Here is a 15072-nt window from a genome sequence, read left to right as displayed (position 1 = left end):
TCCCCTCCATAGATCAGTGGTGTGCCCGGCCCCGGTGGCCTGCTCAGCCGTAGACCATCCGACGCAGCTGGCGGAGCGAGAGCTCCGGCGGCGCCACGGCGCGATGCGGCAGCTCGGCCGCGATCCGCTCGAAGATCTGGGTGTTCACGGCGCCGCCCGACTGCAGTTCGCGGTGGCGGCGGCGGACGAACTCCTCGGTCGTCTCGTCGAAGTACGCCAGCACATCGAGCACCACCCGGGCCGCCTCGCCGCGCTGGAGCGCGGTGCTGCGCACCAGGTGGTCGATGAGGTCGTCGTGCGACGGGCGCACAGACTGGCGAGGTTCGAGCACCCGTAGATATTGGAGGGCGGACGCTCCTCTTCGCAAGAATTCTGCCCGATTCCGGGCAGGGGATAGGTCACATCCGTCGATGGGCACTCGCATCCTTCCGGATGGTTTCGGCCGCGAAGAGGAATCTTCTGTCACAGGGATGAGTAAGTGGTCTACACCTTGACCGCAGTTGAGGCTCAAGGTACGCATGGTGACAGCCCGGTTGCTCTGCGCACAGACGAGACCCGTCGAAGGGACCCCAGCCTGTGAGTCAGCCCAGACCGCTTCCCCGCCTGCTCGGTTCGCTGCTGCTCGTCACGGCGGCCGCCCTCTCCTCCGCCGCGGCCGCCGGCCAGGCCACTGCCGCCTCCGCAGAGCGCGCCGGCGCCGTCCGGCCGCTCGGTCAGATCATCCCGGCGCCCGCCTCCGTGAGCCCGGCCGGCTCGCCCTACACCCTGACCTCCGCGACCCGTATCCAGACCGACGCCACGCCCGAGGCGCGGGCCGTCGGGGAGCGCCTCGCAGAGGTGCTCCGGCCGTCCACCGGCTACGGCCTGCCCGTCACCACGCGCCCCGCGCCGCAGTCCATCCGGCTGCGGCTGAGCTCCGCGGAGAGCGCCCTGGGCGAGGAGGGCTACCGCCTGAAGTCCGCGCCCGGCGGCGTCACCATCACCGCGCTGCGGCCCGCAGGCCTGTTCCACGGCGTCCAGACGCTCCGTCAGCTGCTGCCGGCCTCCGTCGAGGCGGACACCCCCCAACGCGGGCCGTGGCAGGTCGCAGGCGGCACCATCACCGACAGTCCGCGCTACGGGCACCGCGGCGCCATGCTCGACGTCTCACGGCACTTCCTCACCGTCGACCAGGTCAAGCGGTACATCGACCACCTGGCCCTCTACAAGATCAACAAGTTGCATCTCCATCTCTCCGACGACCAGGGATGGCGCATCGCCATCGACTCGTGGCCGCGCCTGACCACCTACGGCGGCTCCACCGAGGTCGGCGGCGGCCCCGGCGGCTACTACACCAAGGCCCAGTACCGGGAGATCCTGCGCCACGCCTCCTCCCACTACATGGAGGTCGTCCCGGAGATCGACATGCCGGGTCACACCAACGCCGCACTGGCCTCGTACGCGGAGCTCAACTGCGACGGCGTCGCGCCGCCCCTCTACACGGGCACCGCCGTCGGCTTCAGCTCGCTGTGCGTGCCGAAGCAGGTGACGTACGACTTCGTGGACGACGTGATCCGCGAGCTGGCCGCGCTCACACCGGGCCGCTACATCCACATCGGCGGCGACGAGGCGCACTCGACGAGCCGCGAGGACTATGTGGCCTTCATGAACAAGGTGCAGCCGATCGTCGCCAAGTACGGCAAGACCGTCGTCGGCTGGCACCAGCTGACCGGAGCGAGCCCCGCGAAGGGCGCCCTCGCCCAGTACTGGGGTCTCGACGGCACCGGTCAGGCCGAGAAGGCGCAGGTGGCCGAGGCGGCGAAGAACGGCACAGGACTGATCCTGTCGCCGGCCGACCGGATCTACCTCGACATGAAGTACAACAAGGACACCGAGCTCGGGCTCGCCTGGGCCGGCTATGTATCCGTGCAGCGGTCCTACGACTGGAACCCGGGAACGTACCTGCCGGGCGCGCCCGCCGCCGCGATCAAGGGCGTCGAGGCGCCGCTGTGGACCGAGACCATCTCCAGGAACGAGCACATCGACCACATGGCGTTCCCGCGCCTGCCGGGTGTCGCGGAGCTGGGCTGGTCCCCGGCGGCCACGCACGACTGGGACACCTACAAGGTGCGCCTCGCGGCCCAGGGGCCGCGGCTGTCAGCACTCGGGATCGACTACTACCGCTCGCCGCAGGTGCCGTGGCCGGCACAGTGAGGTGAAACCGGCGCCCGGCGGGAGGGACCGTCTTCCGCCGGGCGCCGGCCGTTCCAGGACACCGGGCCGTCGGCCGACTGCCCCTCGAACCGGGGCAGCAGACCTACTCGGTCTCCTCGGCCGGTTCCTCGCGCAGCCCGTCCTCGCTCAGGCCGCGCTTCCAGTAGCCGACGAAAGTGACCCGGCGGCGGTCGAACCCACGGTCGTTCAACAAGTGGCGCCGGAGCGCCTTGATGCTCCCGGACTCGCCCGCGATCCACGCGTACGCGACGCCCTCGGGCAGTTCGGCCGCGGCAACGGCCGCAACGGCCGAGGGAGCGTTCTCCTCGCGGACGAGCCACGTGATGTCGGCGTCCGCGTCGGTCGCGAGCGGAAGCCGGTCCCCCGCCTGCGGCACGTCGAGCCAGACCTTGGCCTTCTGCCCGGCAGGGAGCCACTCCAAGATGGCCGCGGCGGCCGGAAGGGCCGTCTCGTCCGCCCAGATCAGCACCCAGTCGGTGTCCTCGGGCGGCCGGCAGCGCACGGCCGTGTTGTCGGCGACGGCCGGTCCGAGCACCATCACCCTGTGCCCGGGCTCCGCGGCGAGCGCCCAGCGGCACGCCGGGCCGCCGTCCTCGTGGACGGCGAAGTCGATGTCCACCTCCCCGTCCTCGACCCGCTGCTCCCGCACGGTGTACGAGCGCATCACGGCCCGTACGTCCTCGGGCAGCGCACGCCAGGCGCCGAGAACCCCGTGGAGGTCACCCGCGTCGACGGGGACGACCGGAGCGTCCTGGCCGGGGTGCGGCAGGAAGAGGGACAGCGACTGGTCGCGGCCACCGCCCGCGAAGTCCCGGAGACCGTCGCCGGATTCCCCGGTGAAGGTGACGCGGACCAGCGACGGGCCGAGCCGCCTGGTCCGCGCGACCCGCAGGTCGAAGAAACGGAACGGGGCGAGCTCGGCCGTGGTCGTCATCGTCAGGCGACCTTCTTCGCGTTCTCGATGGCCTTGGCGAGATCCTCGAGGATCGGCGCGCACTTGTCGTACGAGTAGATCGGCTCGGTGACACGGGGGACGACCTGACCGGCCTTCACGGCGGGCAGACCGGCCCAGGTGGGCTTCGCCTTGAGAGTGTCGGGCTGCAGGGTGCCGGTGCGGTTGTCCAGCATGATGATGTCGGCCTCGTACTTGCCGGCGTTCTCCCAGCTGAGCTCCTCGAAGAAGCCCGCCGCGTTCGGCTTCGGCTCGACGAACTTCACCCCGAGCTCCTGGAAGTAGAGGGTGTCCGCGGACATCTTGGGGACGGACACGTAGAAGAGGTCCTGGCTTCCCGAGCCGATGAGGACCTTCAGGTTCGGCTTGGCCTTGGCGGCCTGGCGAAGACGCTCGGCGGCCTTCTCGAAGCGGGCCTTGGCGTCCGTGACCTTCTTGGCCAACAGATCGGCGCCCAGGGACTCGGCGAGCTCGGCACGGCGCTGCAGGGCCTTCGGCATGTTGGTCTGCGCGGCCCACAGGGCGACGCTCGGGGCCAGCTTGAGGATCTTGTCCTTCGACTGGTCCGGCACGTACCAGAGGGCGTTCTTCTCCCACATGTCCGTCACCAGCAGCTCGGGCGCGAGCGCCGCGTACTTCTCGACGTTGAACTCGCCCCAGACGTTGCCCAGGATCTCGAGCTTGGTGATGTCGAGGTCACCGGCCTGGACGTCGGGCTTGCCGTCGGCGGTCTTGGTCGGGCCGAAGACCCCGGTGACCTCGATGCCGTAGTCGAACAGGGCGGCGGCGGTGCCGGTGAAGGCCACGATGTTGATCGGGGCGACCTTCGACTCGGCCTTCTGGCCGCGGTCGTCGGTGAAGGACCAGGACCCCGACTTCTTGGACGCCTTGTCCGACGCGCCCTTCGTGTCCTTCTTGTCGCCCTTGCCGCAAGCGGCGAGTGCGACGCCCAGCCCGAGGGCGCCGCCGGCGGACAGCAGGCCGCGACGAGTGAGACGGGAGGCTCGGGCGTTGGGCATGATGATGTCCGCTTTCGTACGTGCCGATTCGGCCACTGGGAAGTTCGAACGTAGGTTAGCCTAACCTCAGAACAAGCCGGAGGCCGCCCCGGGCCGCGTACGCCGTCCGGGCCGTGACCTCGGACATGCGGCAGCGCGCGGCCCCTCGTCGGGTGCCGCGCGCCGCTTGCCTGCTACGTCAGTTGGTGAGGCCCAACTCCCTTGCGATCAGCATCCGCTGGACCTCGCTCGTGCCCTCGCCGATCTCCAGGATCTTGGAGTCGCGCCACATGCGCGCCACCGGGTACTCGTTCATGAAGCCGTAACCGCCGTGGATCTGGGTGGCCTCACGGGCGTTGTCCACGGCCACCGTCGACGAGTACAGCTTCGCGACGGCCGCCTCCTTCTTGAACGGCTCGCCCCGCACCAGACGGGACGCCGCGTCACGCCAGCCGATGCGGGCCATGTGCGCCTTCATCTCCATGTCGGCGATCTTGAACTGGATGGCCTGGTTCGCACCGATCGGCCGCCCGAACGCGTGCCGTTCCTTGGCGTACTTCACCGACTCGTCCACACAGCCCTGCGCGAGTCCGGTCGCCAGCGCCGAGATCGCGATACGGCCCTCGTCGAGGATCCGCAGGAACTGCGCGTACCCGCGGCCCTCCTCGCCGAGCAGGTTGGAGAGCGGGACACGGACGTCGGCGAACGACAACTCGCGGGTGTCCGAGGCGTTCCACCCCACCTTGGAGTAGGGCGCGGCGACCGTGAAGCCGGGCGTGCCCGACGGGACGATGATCGACGAGATCTCGGGGCGGCCGTCCGCCTTGCGGCCCGTCACAGCGGTGACGGTCACCAGGCCCGTGATGTCCGTGCCCGAGTTGGTGATGAAGCACTTGGAGCCGTTGATGACCCACTCGTCGCCGTCCCGCACGGCCGTGGTCTTCGTCCCGCCCGCGTCGGAGCCGCAGTCCGGCTCGGTCAGGCCGAACGCGCCCAGCAGCTCGCCCGAGCACAGCCGGGGCAGCCACTGCTGCTTCTGCTCCTCGGTGCCGAACAGGTGGAGCGGCATCGCGCCGAGCGAGACGCCGGCCTCCAGGGTGATGGCCACGGACGAGTCGACGCGGGCGAGCTCCTCCAGGGCGATGCCGAGCGCGAGGTAGTCGCCGCCCATGCCGCCGTACTCCTCGGGGAACGGCAGGCCGAACAGGCCCATGCGGCCCATCTCGCGGACGATCTCGTACGGGAACTCGTGGCGCTCGTAGAAGTCGCCGATCTTCGGCGCGACCACGTCGTGCGCGAACTGCTCGACCGTACGGCGGAGTTCCTCGTGTTCGGCGGAGAGCCGGTGGTCAAGGGACATCAGGAGTCACTCCTTGTGGGAGAGGGCACGGACGGTACGGGAGGCGCTGGGGCGGCCCAGCTGTTCGGCCATCCACACGCTCGTGGCGGTGAGCCGGCCGAGATCGACCCCGGTTTCGATGCCGAGGCCGTGAAGCATCCACACGAGGTCCTCGGTGGCGAGGTTTCCGGTCGCGCTCTTCGCGTACGGGCAGCCGCCGAGGCCGCCCGCCGAGGCGTCGACGACGCTCACGCCGTGCTGGAGCGCGGCGAGGGTATTGGCGAGCGCCTGACCGTAGGTGTCGTGGAAGTGCACGGCGAGCCGGCTGCTCGGCACACCGGCGTCGTTCAGCGCGGTGAGCAGGGCGCCGACATGGCCGGGAGTGGCGACGCCGATCGTGTCGCCGAGGCTCAGCTCGTCGCACCCCATGTCCGCGAGGCGGCGGGTGACACGGACCACCTGATCAAGAGGGACCGGGCCCTCCCACGGGTCGCCGAAGCACATGCTCAGATAGCCGCGGACCCTCAGGCCGTGCTCGACGGCCCTGGTCACGACCGGCTCGAACATGGCGAGCGCCTCGTCGACCGTGCGGTTGAGATTGGCCTTGGCGAACGACTCCGTCGCGCTGGCGAACACGGCGACCTCACGCGCCCCCAGCCCGAGCGCACGGTCCAGCCCCCGGTCGTTGGGCACCAGGACCGGCAGCCGCACGCCGGGCAGAGCGCTCACCATCGGGAACAGCTTCTCCGCGTCCGCCAGTTGGGGCACCCACTTGGGGTGGACGAAGCTCGTCGCCTCCACGGTGGTCAGACCGGAGTCCGCCAGTCGGCGGATGAACTCGGCCTTGACCTCGGTCGGCACCACCGACTTCTCGTTCTGCAGTCCGTCGCGCGGGCCGACCTCATGGATGCGTACCCGCGCGGGCAGGCCCTCGCCGCGCACCGTCATGGGCAGGGTGGTCATTTCTGCTCCTCGTCGGTCCCGTCGGGGGTGACCACGGCGAGAACCTGGTCCATCGCCACCGTCGACCCGGCTGTGACGTCGAGCTCGGTGACCGTCCCCGCGTGCGGGGCGGAGATGACGTGCTCCATCTTCATCGCCTCGACCACGAGCAGGCTCTGCCCGGCCGACACCACATCGCCCACGGCGACCTTGACGACGGTGACCGTTCCCGGCATCGGCGCCGCCAGGGTGTCCACTCCGGACCGCGCGGCCCCGCTGAGGGACGCCTCGACCGGGTCGTGGTCCAGCACGTGCCAGCTGTCGCCGTCCCGGCCGAGCCAGTCGCCGGCCCGGTGGAAGGTGTGGGTGACGCCGTGCATCTCGACGGAGACCGTGTGCTCCTCGACCCGGGGCGTCGCCTGCCTGCGCACGGAGTGCGTGACCGGCTCGGCTCCCGGCACCCGCAAGGTGAAGGAAAGCGGGGCCGGTTCGCCGCCCATGCGCCAGCCGCTCGGCACCGAGAACGGATCGGTCCAGCCCGTCCGTGCGGGCGCCAGCCGGTCGGACCGGACCGCGGCCGCCGCCTCGTACACCTCGTCCGGAACGCCGTCCGGGACCAGCCCGTCCGCCTCCCGCTCCACCAGGCCGGTGTCCATCTCGCCCGAGACGACCGCGGGGTGGGCCAGCAGGCGGCGCAGGAAGCCCGCGTTCGTCGGGACGCCGAGCGTGACCGTGTCCGCGAGGGCCGCGCGCAGTTTGCGCAGGGCCGTGGGGCGGTCGAGGCCGTACGCGATGACCTTCGACAGCATCGGGTCGTACAGGCTGCCGACCTCGGAGCCCTCGGTCAGGCCCGAGTCGGTGCGCACTCCGTCGCCCTGCGGTTCCTGGAGCCGAAGGACCGTGCCGCCGGAGGGGAGGAAACCGCGGGACGGGTCTTCGGCGCAGATCCGGGCCTCGATCGCGTGGCCCGTGAGCGTGATGTCGTCCTGGGAGAAGGCCAGCTGCTCCCCGGCCGCCACCCGCAGCTGCCACTCCACCAGGTCGAGGCCGGTGACGAGCTCGGTGACGGGGTGCTCGACCTGGAGACGGGTGTTCATCTCCATGAAGTAGTACTGCGAGGGGTCGGTGCCCGGGACGATGAACTCGACGGTGCCCGCGCCGCGGTAGCCGCAGGAGCGGGCCGCCTGCACGGCCGCCTCGCCCATCGCGGCCCGCGTCGCCTCGTCGAGCAGGACGCTCGGGGCCTCCTCGATGATCTTCTGGTGGCGGCGCTGGAGAGAGCACTCGCGCTCACCGAGGTGGACCACATTGCCGTGGCCGTCCGCCAGGACCTGGATCTCGATGTGTCGCGGGCGGTCGATCCACCGCTCGACGAGCAGTGTGTCGTCGCCGAAGGAGGCGCGGGCCTCGCGCCGGGCGGCCGCGATCTCGTCCATCAGCACGGACTCGACCCGGGTGAGCCGCATGCCCTTGCCGCCGCCGCCCGCCGACGGCTTCAACAGCACCGGCATGCCGATCTCGCGGGCCGCCGCGGCCAGTTCGTCGTCGGTCAGGCCGCTGCCGGACGAGCCGGGGACGACCGGGACGCCGGCCGCCTTGACGGTCTCCTTGGCCCGGATCTTGTCGCCCATGAGGGAGATCGCGGAGGCGGGCGGCCCGATGAAGACCAGCCCCGCCTCGGCGCAGGCCTGCGCGAAGCCCGCGTTCTCCGCGAGGAAGCCGTAGCCGGGATGGACGGCCTGGGCGCCGGTACGGGTGGCCGCGTCCAGCAGGCGGTCGATGGAGAGGTAGCTCTCGGAGGCCGGAGCGGGGCCGATACGGACCGCCGTGTCCGCCTCACGGACATGGCGGGCGTCGGCGTCCGCGTCGCTGAAGACCGCCACGGAGCGCACGCCGAGGGATCGCAGGGTGCGGATGACCCGAACGGCGATCTCGCCCCTGTTGGCCACCAGAACGGTGTCGAACATCGTCATCGTGAAAGGTCCCTCACATCCGGAAGACGCCGAAGCCGGCGTCTCCCAACGGGGCGTTGGCGCACGCGGTCAGAGCCAGACCCAGCACCTGCCGGGTGTCCATCGGGTCGATCACACCGTCGTCCCACAGCCGGGCCGTCGCGTAGTAGGCGTTGCCCTGCTGTTCGTACTGGGCGCGGATCGGGTCCTTGAAGGCCTCTTCCTCCTGCGCGGACCACTGGTCGCCGCGGCCCTCGAGCTGGTCCCGCTTGACCGTCGCCAGCACGGAGGCGGCCTGCTCGCCGCCCATGACGGAGATCTTGGCGTTCGGCCACATCCACAGGAAGCGGGGGCTGTAGGCCCGGCCGCACATCGAGTAGTTGCCCGCGCCGTACGAACCGCCGACGACGACGGTGAGCTTGGGGACGCGGGTGCAGGCGACGGCCGTGACCATCTTGGCGCCGTGCTTGGCGATGCCGCCGGCCTCGTAGTCCTTGCCGACCATGAAGCCGGAGATGTTCTGCAGGAAGAGGAGGGGGATGCCGCGCTGGTCGCACAGCTCGATGAAGTGCGCGCCCTTCTGGGCGGATTCGGCGAACAGGATGCCGTTGTTGGCGACGATGCCGACCGGGTGGCCGTGGATCCGGGCGAAGCCGGTGATCAGCGTCTGGCCGAACTCGGACTTGAACTCGGAGAAGCGGGAGCCGTCCGTGATCCGGGCGATCACCTCGCGGACGTCGTACGGGGTGCGTGAGTCGACCGGCACCGCGCCGTACAGCCCGGCCGGGTCGACCTTGGGCTCCTCCGCGGGCTCCACGCTCCAGGGCAGCGGACCGCGCTCGGGGAGGGTCGCGACGATGTTCCTGACGATCCGCAACGCGTGCGCGTCGTCCTCGGCGAGATGGTCGGTGACGCCGGACACCCGTGAGTGGACCTCGCCGCCGCCGAGCTCCTCGGCGGTGACGACCTCGCCGGTCGCGGCCTTCACCAGGGGCGGGCCGCCGAGGAAGATCGTGCCCTGATTGCGCACGATCACCGCCTCGTCGCTCATCGCCGGGACGTACGCCCCGCCCGCCGTGCACGAGCCGAGCACCGCCGCGATCTGGGGGATGCCCGCCCCGGACATCCGCGCCTGGTTGTAGAAGATCCGCCCGAAGTGCTCGCGGTCGGGAAAGACCTCGTCCTGCATCGGCAGGAACGCGCCGCCCGAGTCGACCAGATAGACGCACGGCAGCCGGTTCTCCAGCGCCACCTCCTGCGCGCGCAGGTGCTTCTTGACCGTCATCGGGTAGTACGTGCCGCCCTTGACGGTCGCGTCATTGGCGACCACCACGACCTCGCGGCCGCTGACCCGGCCGATGCCGGCGATGACTCCGGCGGCCGGCGCCTGCCCGTCGTACATGCCTTCGGCCGCGAGGGGGGCGAGCTCGAGGAACGGCGACCCCGGGTCCAGCAGGGTGTCCACCCGCTCCCGGGGCAGCAGCTTCCCGCGCGCCGTGTGCCGGGCGCGGGCCTTCTCGCCACCGCCGAGGCGGGCCGCCGCGAGGCGGCTCCGCAGGCCGTCGGCGAGCTCCTGGTGTGCTGCCTCATTGGCCTGCCAGGCCTCGGACGCCGGGTCCGCGGCGCTCGCCAGCACTGGTGCCTGCTGCATTGATCGAGCTCCCTTGCTCGGTTAATGAGCGTTAACGTGTTGCGTCCAGGTTAACGACCGCTAACCCGCCTGTCTAGAATGAATGTTCATGAGCACCAGGACCGCGGCCCCGACCCGCCGTGAGCAGATCCTCAAGGAGGCCGCCCGCCTCTTCGCCGAGCGCGGCTTCCACGGCGTGGGCGTCGACGAGATAGGGGCGGCCGTCGGTATCAGCGGCCCCGGTCTGTACCGCCACTTCGCGGGCAAGGACGCGATGCTGGCGGAGCTGCTGGTCGGCATCAGTGAGCGCCTCCTGAGCGGGGGGCGGCTGCGGGTCGAGGAGGCGGACACCGGCCCCGAGGCGGTCCTGGCGTCCCTCATCGACGGCCACATCGACTTCGCACTCGACGACCGCCCGCTGATCACCCTGCACGACCGGGAACTGGACCGCCTCCGGGACAGCGACCGCAAGCTCGTGCGCCAGCTGCAGCGCCAGTACGTGGAGCTGTGGGTGACGGTCGTCCGCGAGCTGAACCCGCAGGTCGCCGAGTCGGAGGCGCGGGCCGCCGTCCACGCCGTCTTCGGCCTGCTGAACTCGACACCGCACCTCGGCGCGAACGGAGGCGGCCCGCTGGGCCGCGGCGCCACGGAGGCCCTGCTCAGGCGCCTCGCGCACGGTGCGTTCGCGTCGCTGGGGGACTGACGCCCAGACCTCGCCGGGCGCCTGCTCGCCCGGCGGGTTCGCCCGCCGGCGGACCGACGGGCCGGGCGCGGCCGCCCCGGGGCCGCCGCCCGGCGGGTCCAGCAGGCAATACGGTCGACACGCTCCGCGCACCCCACGGCACAATGGGTCCATGCCGATACCCAGCCGCGCCGCCCTCGTCGACCATCTCGTCCGCTCACGTATCGCGGGAGACGTCGCCACACCGCGCGACAACAACCTCTCCCACTACCGCAAGCTCGCCAACGGCGACCGCCACTACTGGCTCGGCCTCGAGCTCGGCGACCGCTGGAGCGACGAGCAGGACGTACTGGCCGTCATGGCCGAGCGGTGCGGCGTCAACGACGACCCCGGGCACCGGCAGGGACAGGACACCATCGACCCCGAGCTGACGGTCGACGCGCTCGAGCGCATGGCCGCTCGGCTGCGCAAGGCGGCCGACGCCAAGGAGCGGGTGCTCTTCGCGACCGGGCACCCCGGTGGCCTTCTCGACGTGCACCGTCAGACCGCCGCGGCGCTGCGGGCCGCCGGCTGCGAGATCGTCCGCATCCCGGGCGGACTGATGGCCGACGAGGGCATGGTCTTCCAGTTCGCCGACGTCGCCGTTCTGGAGCGCGGCGCGACCCTGTGGCACACCCACTCGCCCGTCCCCATGGCCGTCATCCTGGACGCCATGGCGCACGAGGGGCGGCCGCTGCCCGACCTGGTGGTGGCCGACCACGGCTGGGCCGGATGCGCGGGCCAGCGGGGGATCGACTCGATCGGCTACGCGGACTGCAACGACCCGGCCCTGTTCATCGGCGAGGCCGAGGGCACCCTCCAGGTGACGGTCCCGCTCGACGACCACGTCACCGACCCGCGCTTCTACGAGCCGATGACGGCGTACCTGCTGGACGCGGCGGGACTTGCTTCCTCCGAGTGAGCAGGCGGGGCTCGTCCCTCCGGGTGAGCCCCGGCGGGCTCAGTCCCGCCAGGTGCCGCGTACGACGCAGTACGTGCCCGCGAGCAGCGCCAGGGAGAGCGCACCGCGCAGGGCGAGGCCGACGGCGTAGCGTCCGCCCGTGCCGAGTTCGACCACCCACTCACGCAGGCCGAAGAACGACACCGCGGCGCCGACGATCAGTACCGCGCCGCCGGCGGTCCACGCCGCCCGGGCGTGGGGGGACGCCTTCGCCCATCCGGCGGTCCCGGCCGCGTCGTGCGCCGGGTCATCGGCGTACGACGGTTCCTCCTCGGCCGGGGGCACCGCCTTCATCAGTTCCCCTGCTGGGACGGGCCCGGCGGCCCGGGCGGCGTGTCCCCGGAGGGATGGTCCGGCCCCGGGGGATCCGGGCGGGCGCTTGTGGCGTCCTAGGATCTGCATCCAGGCTCGCAGCCGCAGGCGCCGCATCGCTCAGACCACAGGACGACCTTTGCTCTACGACTTGAGGCCGCCGGTGCGTGTGCTCCTCGTCGACGACGAGGAGCTCGTACGCACCGCGCTGCACCGCATCCTCGACGCCGCCGACGCCGTGACCGTCGCCGCCGCGTGCGACGGGCCGGACGCCGTCGCCACCGCCCGGCGGCTCGGCCCCGACCTGGTGCTGCTCGACATCGACATGCCGGGGGCCTGCGGCCTCGACGTCCTGCGCGACCTGCGTGCCCTGCCCGATCCGCCCGTGGTGGCCATGCTCACCGCCCTCGACCGGGCCGACCACGTCGAGCAGGCGCTGCGCGACGGGGCGTCGGGCTTCCTGCTCAAGACCACTGAGCCGCGCCTGTTCGTCGACGCGGTGCGGCTGCTCGCCGCCGGTGGGGTGATCTGCACGCCGCCCGGCAGCGCCGCGGTCCTCGGCCGCTGGGCACGGCCCGCGCCGGCAGCCGTAACCACCGGGCCGGACGACCTCGCCGGCCTGACCGACCGGGAGCGCGACGTCCTCGCCCTGATCGCGGCCGGACTGGCCAACGCGGACATCGCCACGCACCTCGGCATGGGCGTGACCACGGTCAAGACGCACATCGGCGCGCTCAAGCGGAAACTCGCCGCGAACAGCCGGGTGGGCCTCGCGGCGGTCCTCCACCGGTCGGCAGGCGGACGGGACCAGCGGTGATCCGGCGTACGTGGGCGATCGAGGCCCTTGTCGTCGTCCTCGCCGTCGCGGAGGTCCTGGCCACCCGTGGCTGGCTGGAGGACTGGATGACGGCGGGCGCGCTCGTCGTCGCCGGGGCGCTCGTCCTGCGCAGGCGCTTCCCGCGCACCGTGCTCGCCCTCGCCCTGGCCACCCTCGCGACCGGGGTGCTGTGGCTGCCGGCGCTGTGCGCGCTCCACGCGCTCGCCGCGTCCGAGCGCCGCCGCGGCGAAGTGGTCGCCGGGTCGGCGGCCGTCGCCGTCGTGGCGTTCGTCCCGTGGCGGGACCTGGACGGATATGTCTGGTCGCTGCCGGACGCGACCCTCGCGAGCCTGCTGGCCGGCCTGCTGGCCGTCGCACCCGCCGCCCTCGGCCTGCTGGGCCGCGCCCGCACCGAACTCGCCGCCCGCCTCGCCGAACTGGCCCTCTCCCGCGAACGCGAGCGCCGATACGCTGCGGAGCAGGCCGCGCTGCGGGAACGGGAGCGGCTGGCCCGCGACCTGCACGACACGGCCGCGCACCACCTGAGCCTGATCAGCCTGCGCGCCGGCGCGATGGCCGCGACCGCCGACTCCGCCCCGTACCGGGAGGAGGCCGCGGCCCTGGGCGAGCTCGGCCGCAGGGCGGCGGCCGACCTGCGCCGGGCCATCCGCCACGACGGCCCCGGCCTGGACAGGCTGCCGGAACTGCTCGAGGCGGCGGCCGACATCGTGGACTCGGTCCACCTCGAACCGGGCGACTGCCCCCCGGCCGTCCAGCACACCGCGTACCGCATCGTGCAGGAGGCCCTGACGAACATCCGCCGCCACGCCCCGGGCGCCTCGGCCGAGGTCTCGGTCCACCGTGCAGGCGGCGCTCTGCGCATCACGGTCCGCAACACCACGTCGCCGGGGCCAAGTACCGTGCCGGACCAGGGCGGTCACGGTCTGCCCGGCCTCCGCACCCGCGCGGCAGCCCTCGGCGGCACCCTCACGGCGACCCCGACACCGGAGGGTGGCTTCACGGTGGAGGCGACCCTGCCGGTGCCGGCGGCGACCGCCCCGCCGGTCGCGAGCACCTGAGCCATGGGACCCAGGCCGTGTACGGCCGGCGGACCGGGATCGTGATCTCCCGGACAGAGCCGGCCAAGGGCGCCGAGACGACGCAGCCGCAGCTCTCCGAGCTGGGACTCGGCGGGCACGATGCTGTCGCTGCCGGCCCGCCCGGCCCGCGCCCTGGACGTGGCGACGCACAGCCCCGAAGCGGACGGCGGCACCTCACGCGTGGCGTTCAACGCGCACACGCCCGCTGCCTGAGCAGCGGGCGTGTGGGCGGTTGCTGGGACCTCAGCCGCGGGGGACGCGCACCACGCCCTCCTGGATGACCGTGATCGCCAGGTGTCCGTCCTGTGTCCAGATGCGGGCCTGGCCGAGGCCGCGGCCGCCGGACGCGGACGGCGACTCCTGGTCGTACAGCAGCCACTCGTCCGCGCGGAACGGCCGGTGGAACCACATCGCGTGGTCCAGCGACGCGCCGACCACGTCGCCGACCGCCCAGCCGCCCCGCCCGTGCGCGAGCAGCACCGAGTCGAGCAGCGTCATGTCGGAGACGTACGTGGCCAGGCAGACGTGCAGCAGGGAGTCGTCGGCGAGCTTGCCGTTCGCCCGGAACCACACCTGGGAGCGCGGCTCGCGCGGCACGCCGGCCGTGCCGTACGGCGGCTCGTCCACGTACCGCAGGTCGACCGCCGCCCGTGCTTCCAGCAGCCGGTCCACCACACCCGGGTCGACGAAACGGTCCGCGTACCGCGGCAGCATCTCGGCAGCCGTCGGCAGCGTCTCCGGGTCCGGGGCGTCCGGCATCTCCGTCTGGTGCTCCAGGCCCTCCTCGTACGTCTGGAACGACGCCGAGAGGTGGAAGATCGGCTGCCCGTGCTGGACGGCCACCACCCGGCGGGTGGTGAACGAGCGGCCGTCGCGGATGCGGTCGACCGTGTAGGCGATCGGCGCGCCCGGGTCTCCCATGCGCAGGAAGTACGAGTGCAGGGAGTGGGCCGTGCGGTCGCCGGGGACCGTACGGCCCGCGGCGACCAGCGCCTGGGCCGCTACCTGCCCGCCGAAGACCCTGGGGACGACGGCGGAACGGGAGCTGCCGCGGAAGATGTTCTGCTCGATCTGCCCATGAGTCAGGCCCTTCGCCGACAGCGAGAGCACCATCTCGTCGACACCGGTCAGGTG

14 protein-coding genes are annotated in these 15072 nt (G+C 72.0%); 5 read left to right on the top strand and 9 right to left on the bottom strand.

Going from position 1 to position 15072, the window contains the following annotated elements:
* Positions 1-43: 43 nt before the first annotated feature.
* Positions 44-331 (bottom strand): hypothetical protein, encoded by a 288-nt coding sequence (locus ABZ070_RS15125; protein ID WP_356633792.1) that lies wholly within the window; start codon positions 329-331, stop codon positions 44-46.
* A 245-nt stretch (positions 332-576) separates the two neighbouring features.
* Here ABZ070_RS15125 and ABZ070_RS15120 point away from each other — a divergent pair, with 245 nt between their 5' ends.
* Positions 577-2193: a beta-N-acetylhexosaminidase gene (locus tag ABZ070_RS15120; RefSeq protein WP_356633790.1), complete on the top strand. Its 1617-nt coding sequence runs from the start codon at positions 577-579 to the stop codon at positions 2191-2193.
* A 103-nt stretch (positions 2194-2296) separates the two neighbouring features.
* Here ABZ070_RS15120 and ABZ070_RS15115 read toward each other — a convergent pair whose 3' ends face one another.
* From ABZ070_RS15115 to ABZ070_RS15090, 6 genes are all read right to left on the bottom strand, one after another.
* Positions 2297-3148 carry a siderophore-interacting protein gene (locus ABZ070_RS15115; protein WP_356633788.1) on the bottom strand — a complete coding sequence of 284 codons (852 nt, stop codon included), beginning with the start codon at positions 3146-3148 and terminating at the stop codon, positions 2297-2299.
* A gap of 2 nt (positions 3149-3150) precedes the next feature.
* On the bottom strand, positions 3151-4185 hold the full coding sequence (locus ABZ070_RS15110; protein ID WP_356633786.1) for an ABC transporter substrate-binding protein: 1035 nt from the start codon (positions 4183-4185) through the stop codon (positions 3151-3153).
* A gap of 178 nt (positions 4186-4363) precedes the next feature.
* Positions 4364-5524, bottom strand: coding sequence for an acyl-CoA dehydrogenase family protein (locus tag ABZ070_RS15105; RefSeq protein ID WP_356633784.1), 1161 nt, complete (start codon positions 5522-5524; stop codon positions 4364-4366).
* 6 nt (positions 5525-5530) lie between these two features.
* Complete coding sequence (locus ABZ070_RS15100; RefSeq protein ID WP_356633782.1) at positions 5531-6466, bottom strand: hydroxymethylglutaryl-CoA lyase; 936 nt, start codon at positions 6464-6466, stop codon at positions 5531-5533.
* Positions 6463-8412, bottom strand: a complete 1950-nt coding sequence (locus ABZ070_RS15095) for an acetyl/propionyl/methylcrotonyl-CoA carboxylase subunit alpha (protein ID WP_356633837.1) — start codon at positions 8410-8412, stop codon at positions 6463-6465. Before ABZ070_RS15095 ends, ABZ070_RS15100 begins: the two co-directional genes overlap by 4 nt.
* 19 nt (positions 8413-8431) lie before the next feature.
* Positions 8432-10048 (bottom strand): carboxyl transferase domain-containing protein, encoded by a 1617-nt coding sequence (locus ABZ070_RS15090; RefSeq protein WP_356633780.1) that lies wholly within the window; start codon positions 10046-10048, stop codon positions 8432-8434.
* An 88-nt stretch (positions 10049-10136) separates the two neighbouring features.
* On the opposite strand from ABZ070_RS15090, the gene ABZ070_RS15085 reads away from it, so the two are divergent.
* Positions 10137-10730, top strand: coding sequence for a TetR/AcrR family transcriptional regulator (locus tag ABZ070_RS15085; protein ID WP_356633778.1), 594 nt, complete (start codon positions 10137-10139; stop codon positions 10728-10730).
* A 151-nt stretch (positions 10731-10881) separates the two neighbouring features.
* On the top strand, positions 10882-11670 hold the full coding sequence (locus tag ABZ070_RS15080; RefSeq protein ID WP_356633776.1) for a phosphatase: 789 nt from the start codon (positions 10882-10884) through the stop codon (positions 11668-11670).
* Positions 11671-11709: 39 nt separating this feature from the next.
* Here the strand turns inward: ABZ070_RS15080 and ABZ070_RS15075 are convergent, their stop codons facing one another.
* Positions 11710-12003: a hypothetical protein gene (locus ABZ070_RS15075; protein WP_356633774.1), complete on the bottom strand. Its 294-nt coding sequence runs from the start codon at positions 12001-12003 to the stop codon at positions 11710-11712.
* Positions 12004-12160: 157 nt separating this feature from the next.
* Here ABZ070_RS15075 and ABZ070_RS15070 point away from each other — a divergent pair, with 157 nt between their 5' ends.
* Both ABZ070_RS15070 and ABZ070_RS15065 read left to right on the top strand, forming a co-directional pair.
* Positions 12161-12838 (top strand): response regulator transcription factor, encoded by a 678-nt coding sequence (locus tag ABZ070_RS15070; protein ID WP_356633772.1) that lies wholly within the window; start codon positions 12161-12163, stop codon positions 12836-12838.
* Positions 12835-13917, top strand: coding sequence for a histidine kinase (locus ABZ070_RS15065; protein ID WP_356633770.1), 1083 nt, complete (start codon positions 12835-12837; stop codon positions 13915-13917). Before ABZ070_RS15070 ends, ABZ070_RS15065 begins: the two co-directional genes overlap by 4 nt.
* 264 nt (positions 13918-14181) lie before the next feature.
* On the opposite strand, the gene ABZ070_RS15060 is transcribed toward ABZ070_RS15065, so the two are convergent.
* Positions 14182-15051 (bottom strand): acyl-CoA thioesterase II, encoded by an 870-nt coding sequence (locus tag ABZ070_RS15060; RefSeq protein ID WP_356633835.1) that lies wholly within the window; start codon positions 15049-15051, stop codon positions 14182-14184.
* Between the last annotated feature and the right edge of the window lie 21 nt (positions 15052-15072).

Source organism: Streptomyces sp. NPDC006283 (assembly GCF_040613325.1).
Classification (GTDB): domain Bacteria; phylum Actinomycetota; class Actinomycetes; order Streptomycetales; family Streptomycetaceae; genus Streptomyces.
Note: the sequence above shows the minus strand (reverse complement) of the source record. Positions and strands in the feature narration are given on the sequence as shown.

What these genes read in the sequence shown, in the direction of transcription:
- ABZ070_RS15105 (WP_356633784.1), bottom strand. Translation starts at nt 5,524, where the DNA reads ATGTCCCTTGACCACCGGCTCTCCGCCGAACACGAGGAACTCCGCCGT.
- ABZ070_RS15115 (WP_356633788.1), bottom strand. Translation starts at nt 3,148, where the DNA reads ATGACGACCACGGCCGAGCTCGCCCCGTTCCGTTTCTTCGACCTGCGG.
- ABZ070_RS15100 (WP_356633782.1), bottom strand. Translation starts at nt 6,466, where the DNA reads ATGACCACCCTGCCCATGACGGTGCGCGGCGAGGGCCTGCCCGCGCGG.
- ABZ070_RS15095 (WP_356633837.1), bottom strand. Translation starts at nt 8,412, where the DNA reads ATGTTCGACACCGTTCTGGTGGCCAACAGGGGCGAGATCGCCGTTCGG.
- ABZ070_RS15090 (WP_356633780.1), bottom strand. Translation starts at nt 10,048, where the DNA reads ATGCAGCAGGCACCAGTGCTGGCGAGCGCCGCGGACCCGGCGTCCGAG.
- ABZ070_RS15075 (WP_356633774.1), bottom strand. Translation starts at nt 12,003, where the DNA reads ATGAAGGCGGTGCCCCCGGCCGAGGAGGAACCGTCGTACGCCGATGAC.
- ABZ070_RS15110 (WP_356633786.1), bottom strand. Translation starts at nt 4,185, where the DNA reads ATGCCCAACGCCCGAGCCTCCCGTCTCACTCGTCGCGGCCTGCTGTCC.
- ABZ070_RS15080 (WP_356633776.1), top strand. Translation starts at nt 10,882, where the DNA reads ATGCCGATACCCAGCCGCGCCGCCCTCGTCGACCATCTCGTCCGCTCA.
- ABZ070_RS15060 (WP_356633835.1), bottom strand. Translation starts at nt 15,051, where the DNA reads ATGGTGCTCTCGCTGTCGGCGAAGGGCCTGACTCATGGGCAGATCGAG.
- ABZ070_RS15085 (WP_356633778.1), top strand. Translation starts at nt 10,137, where the DNA reads ATGAGCACCAGGACCGCGGCCCCGACCCGCCGTGAGCAGATCCTCAAG.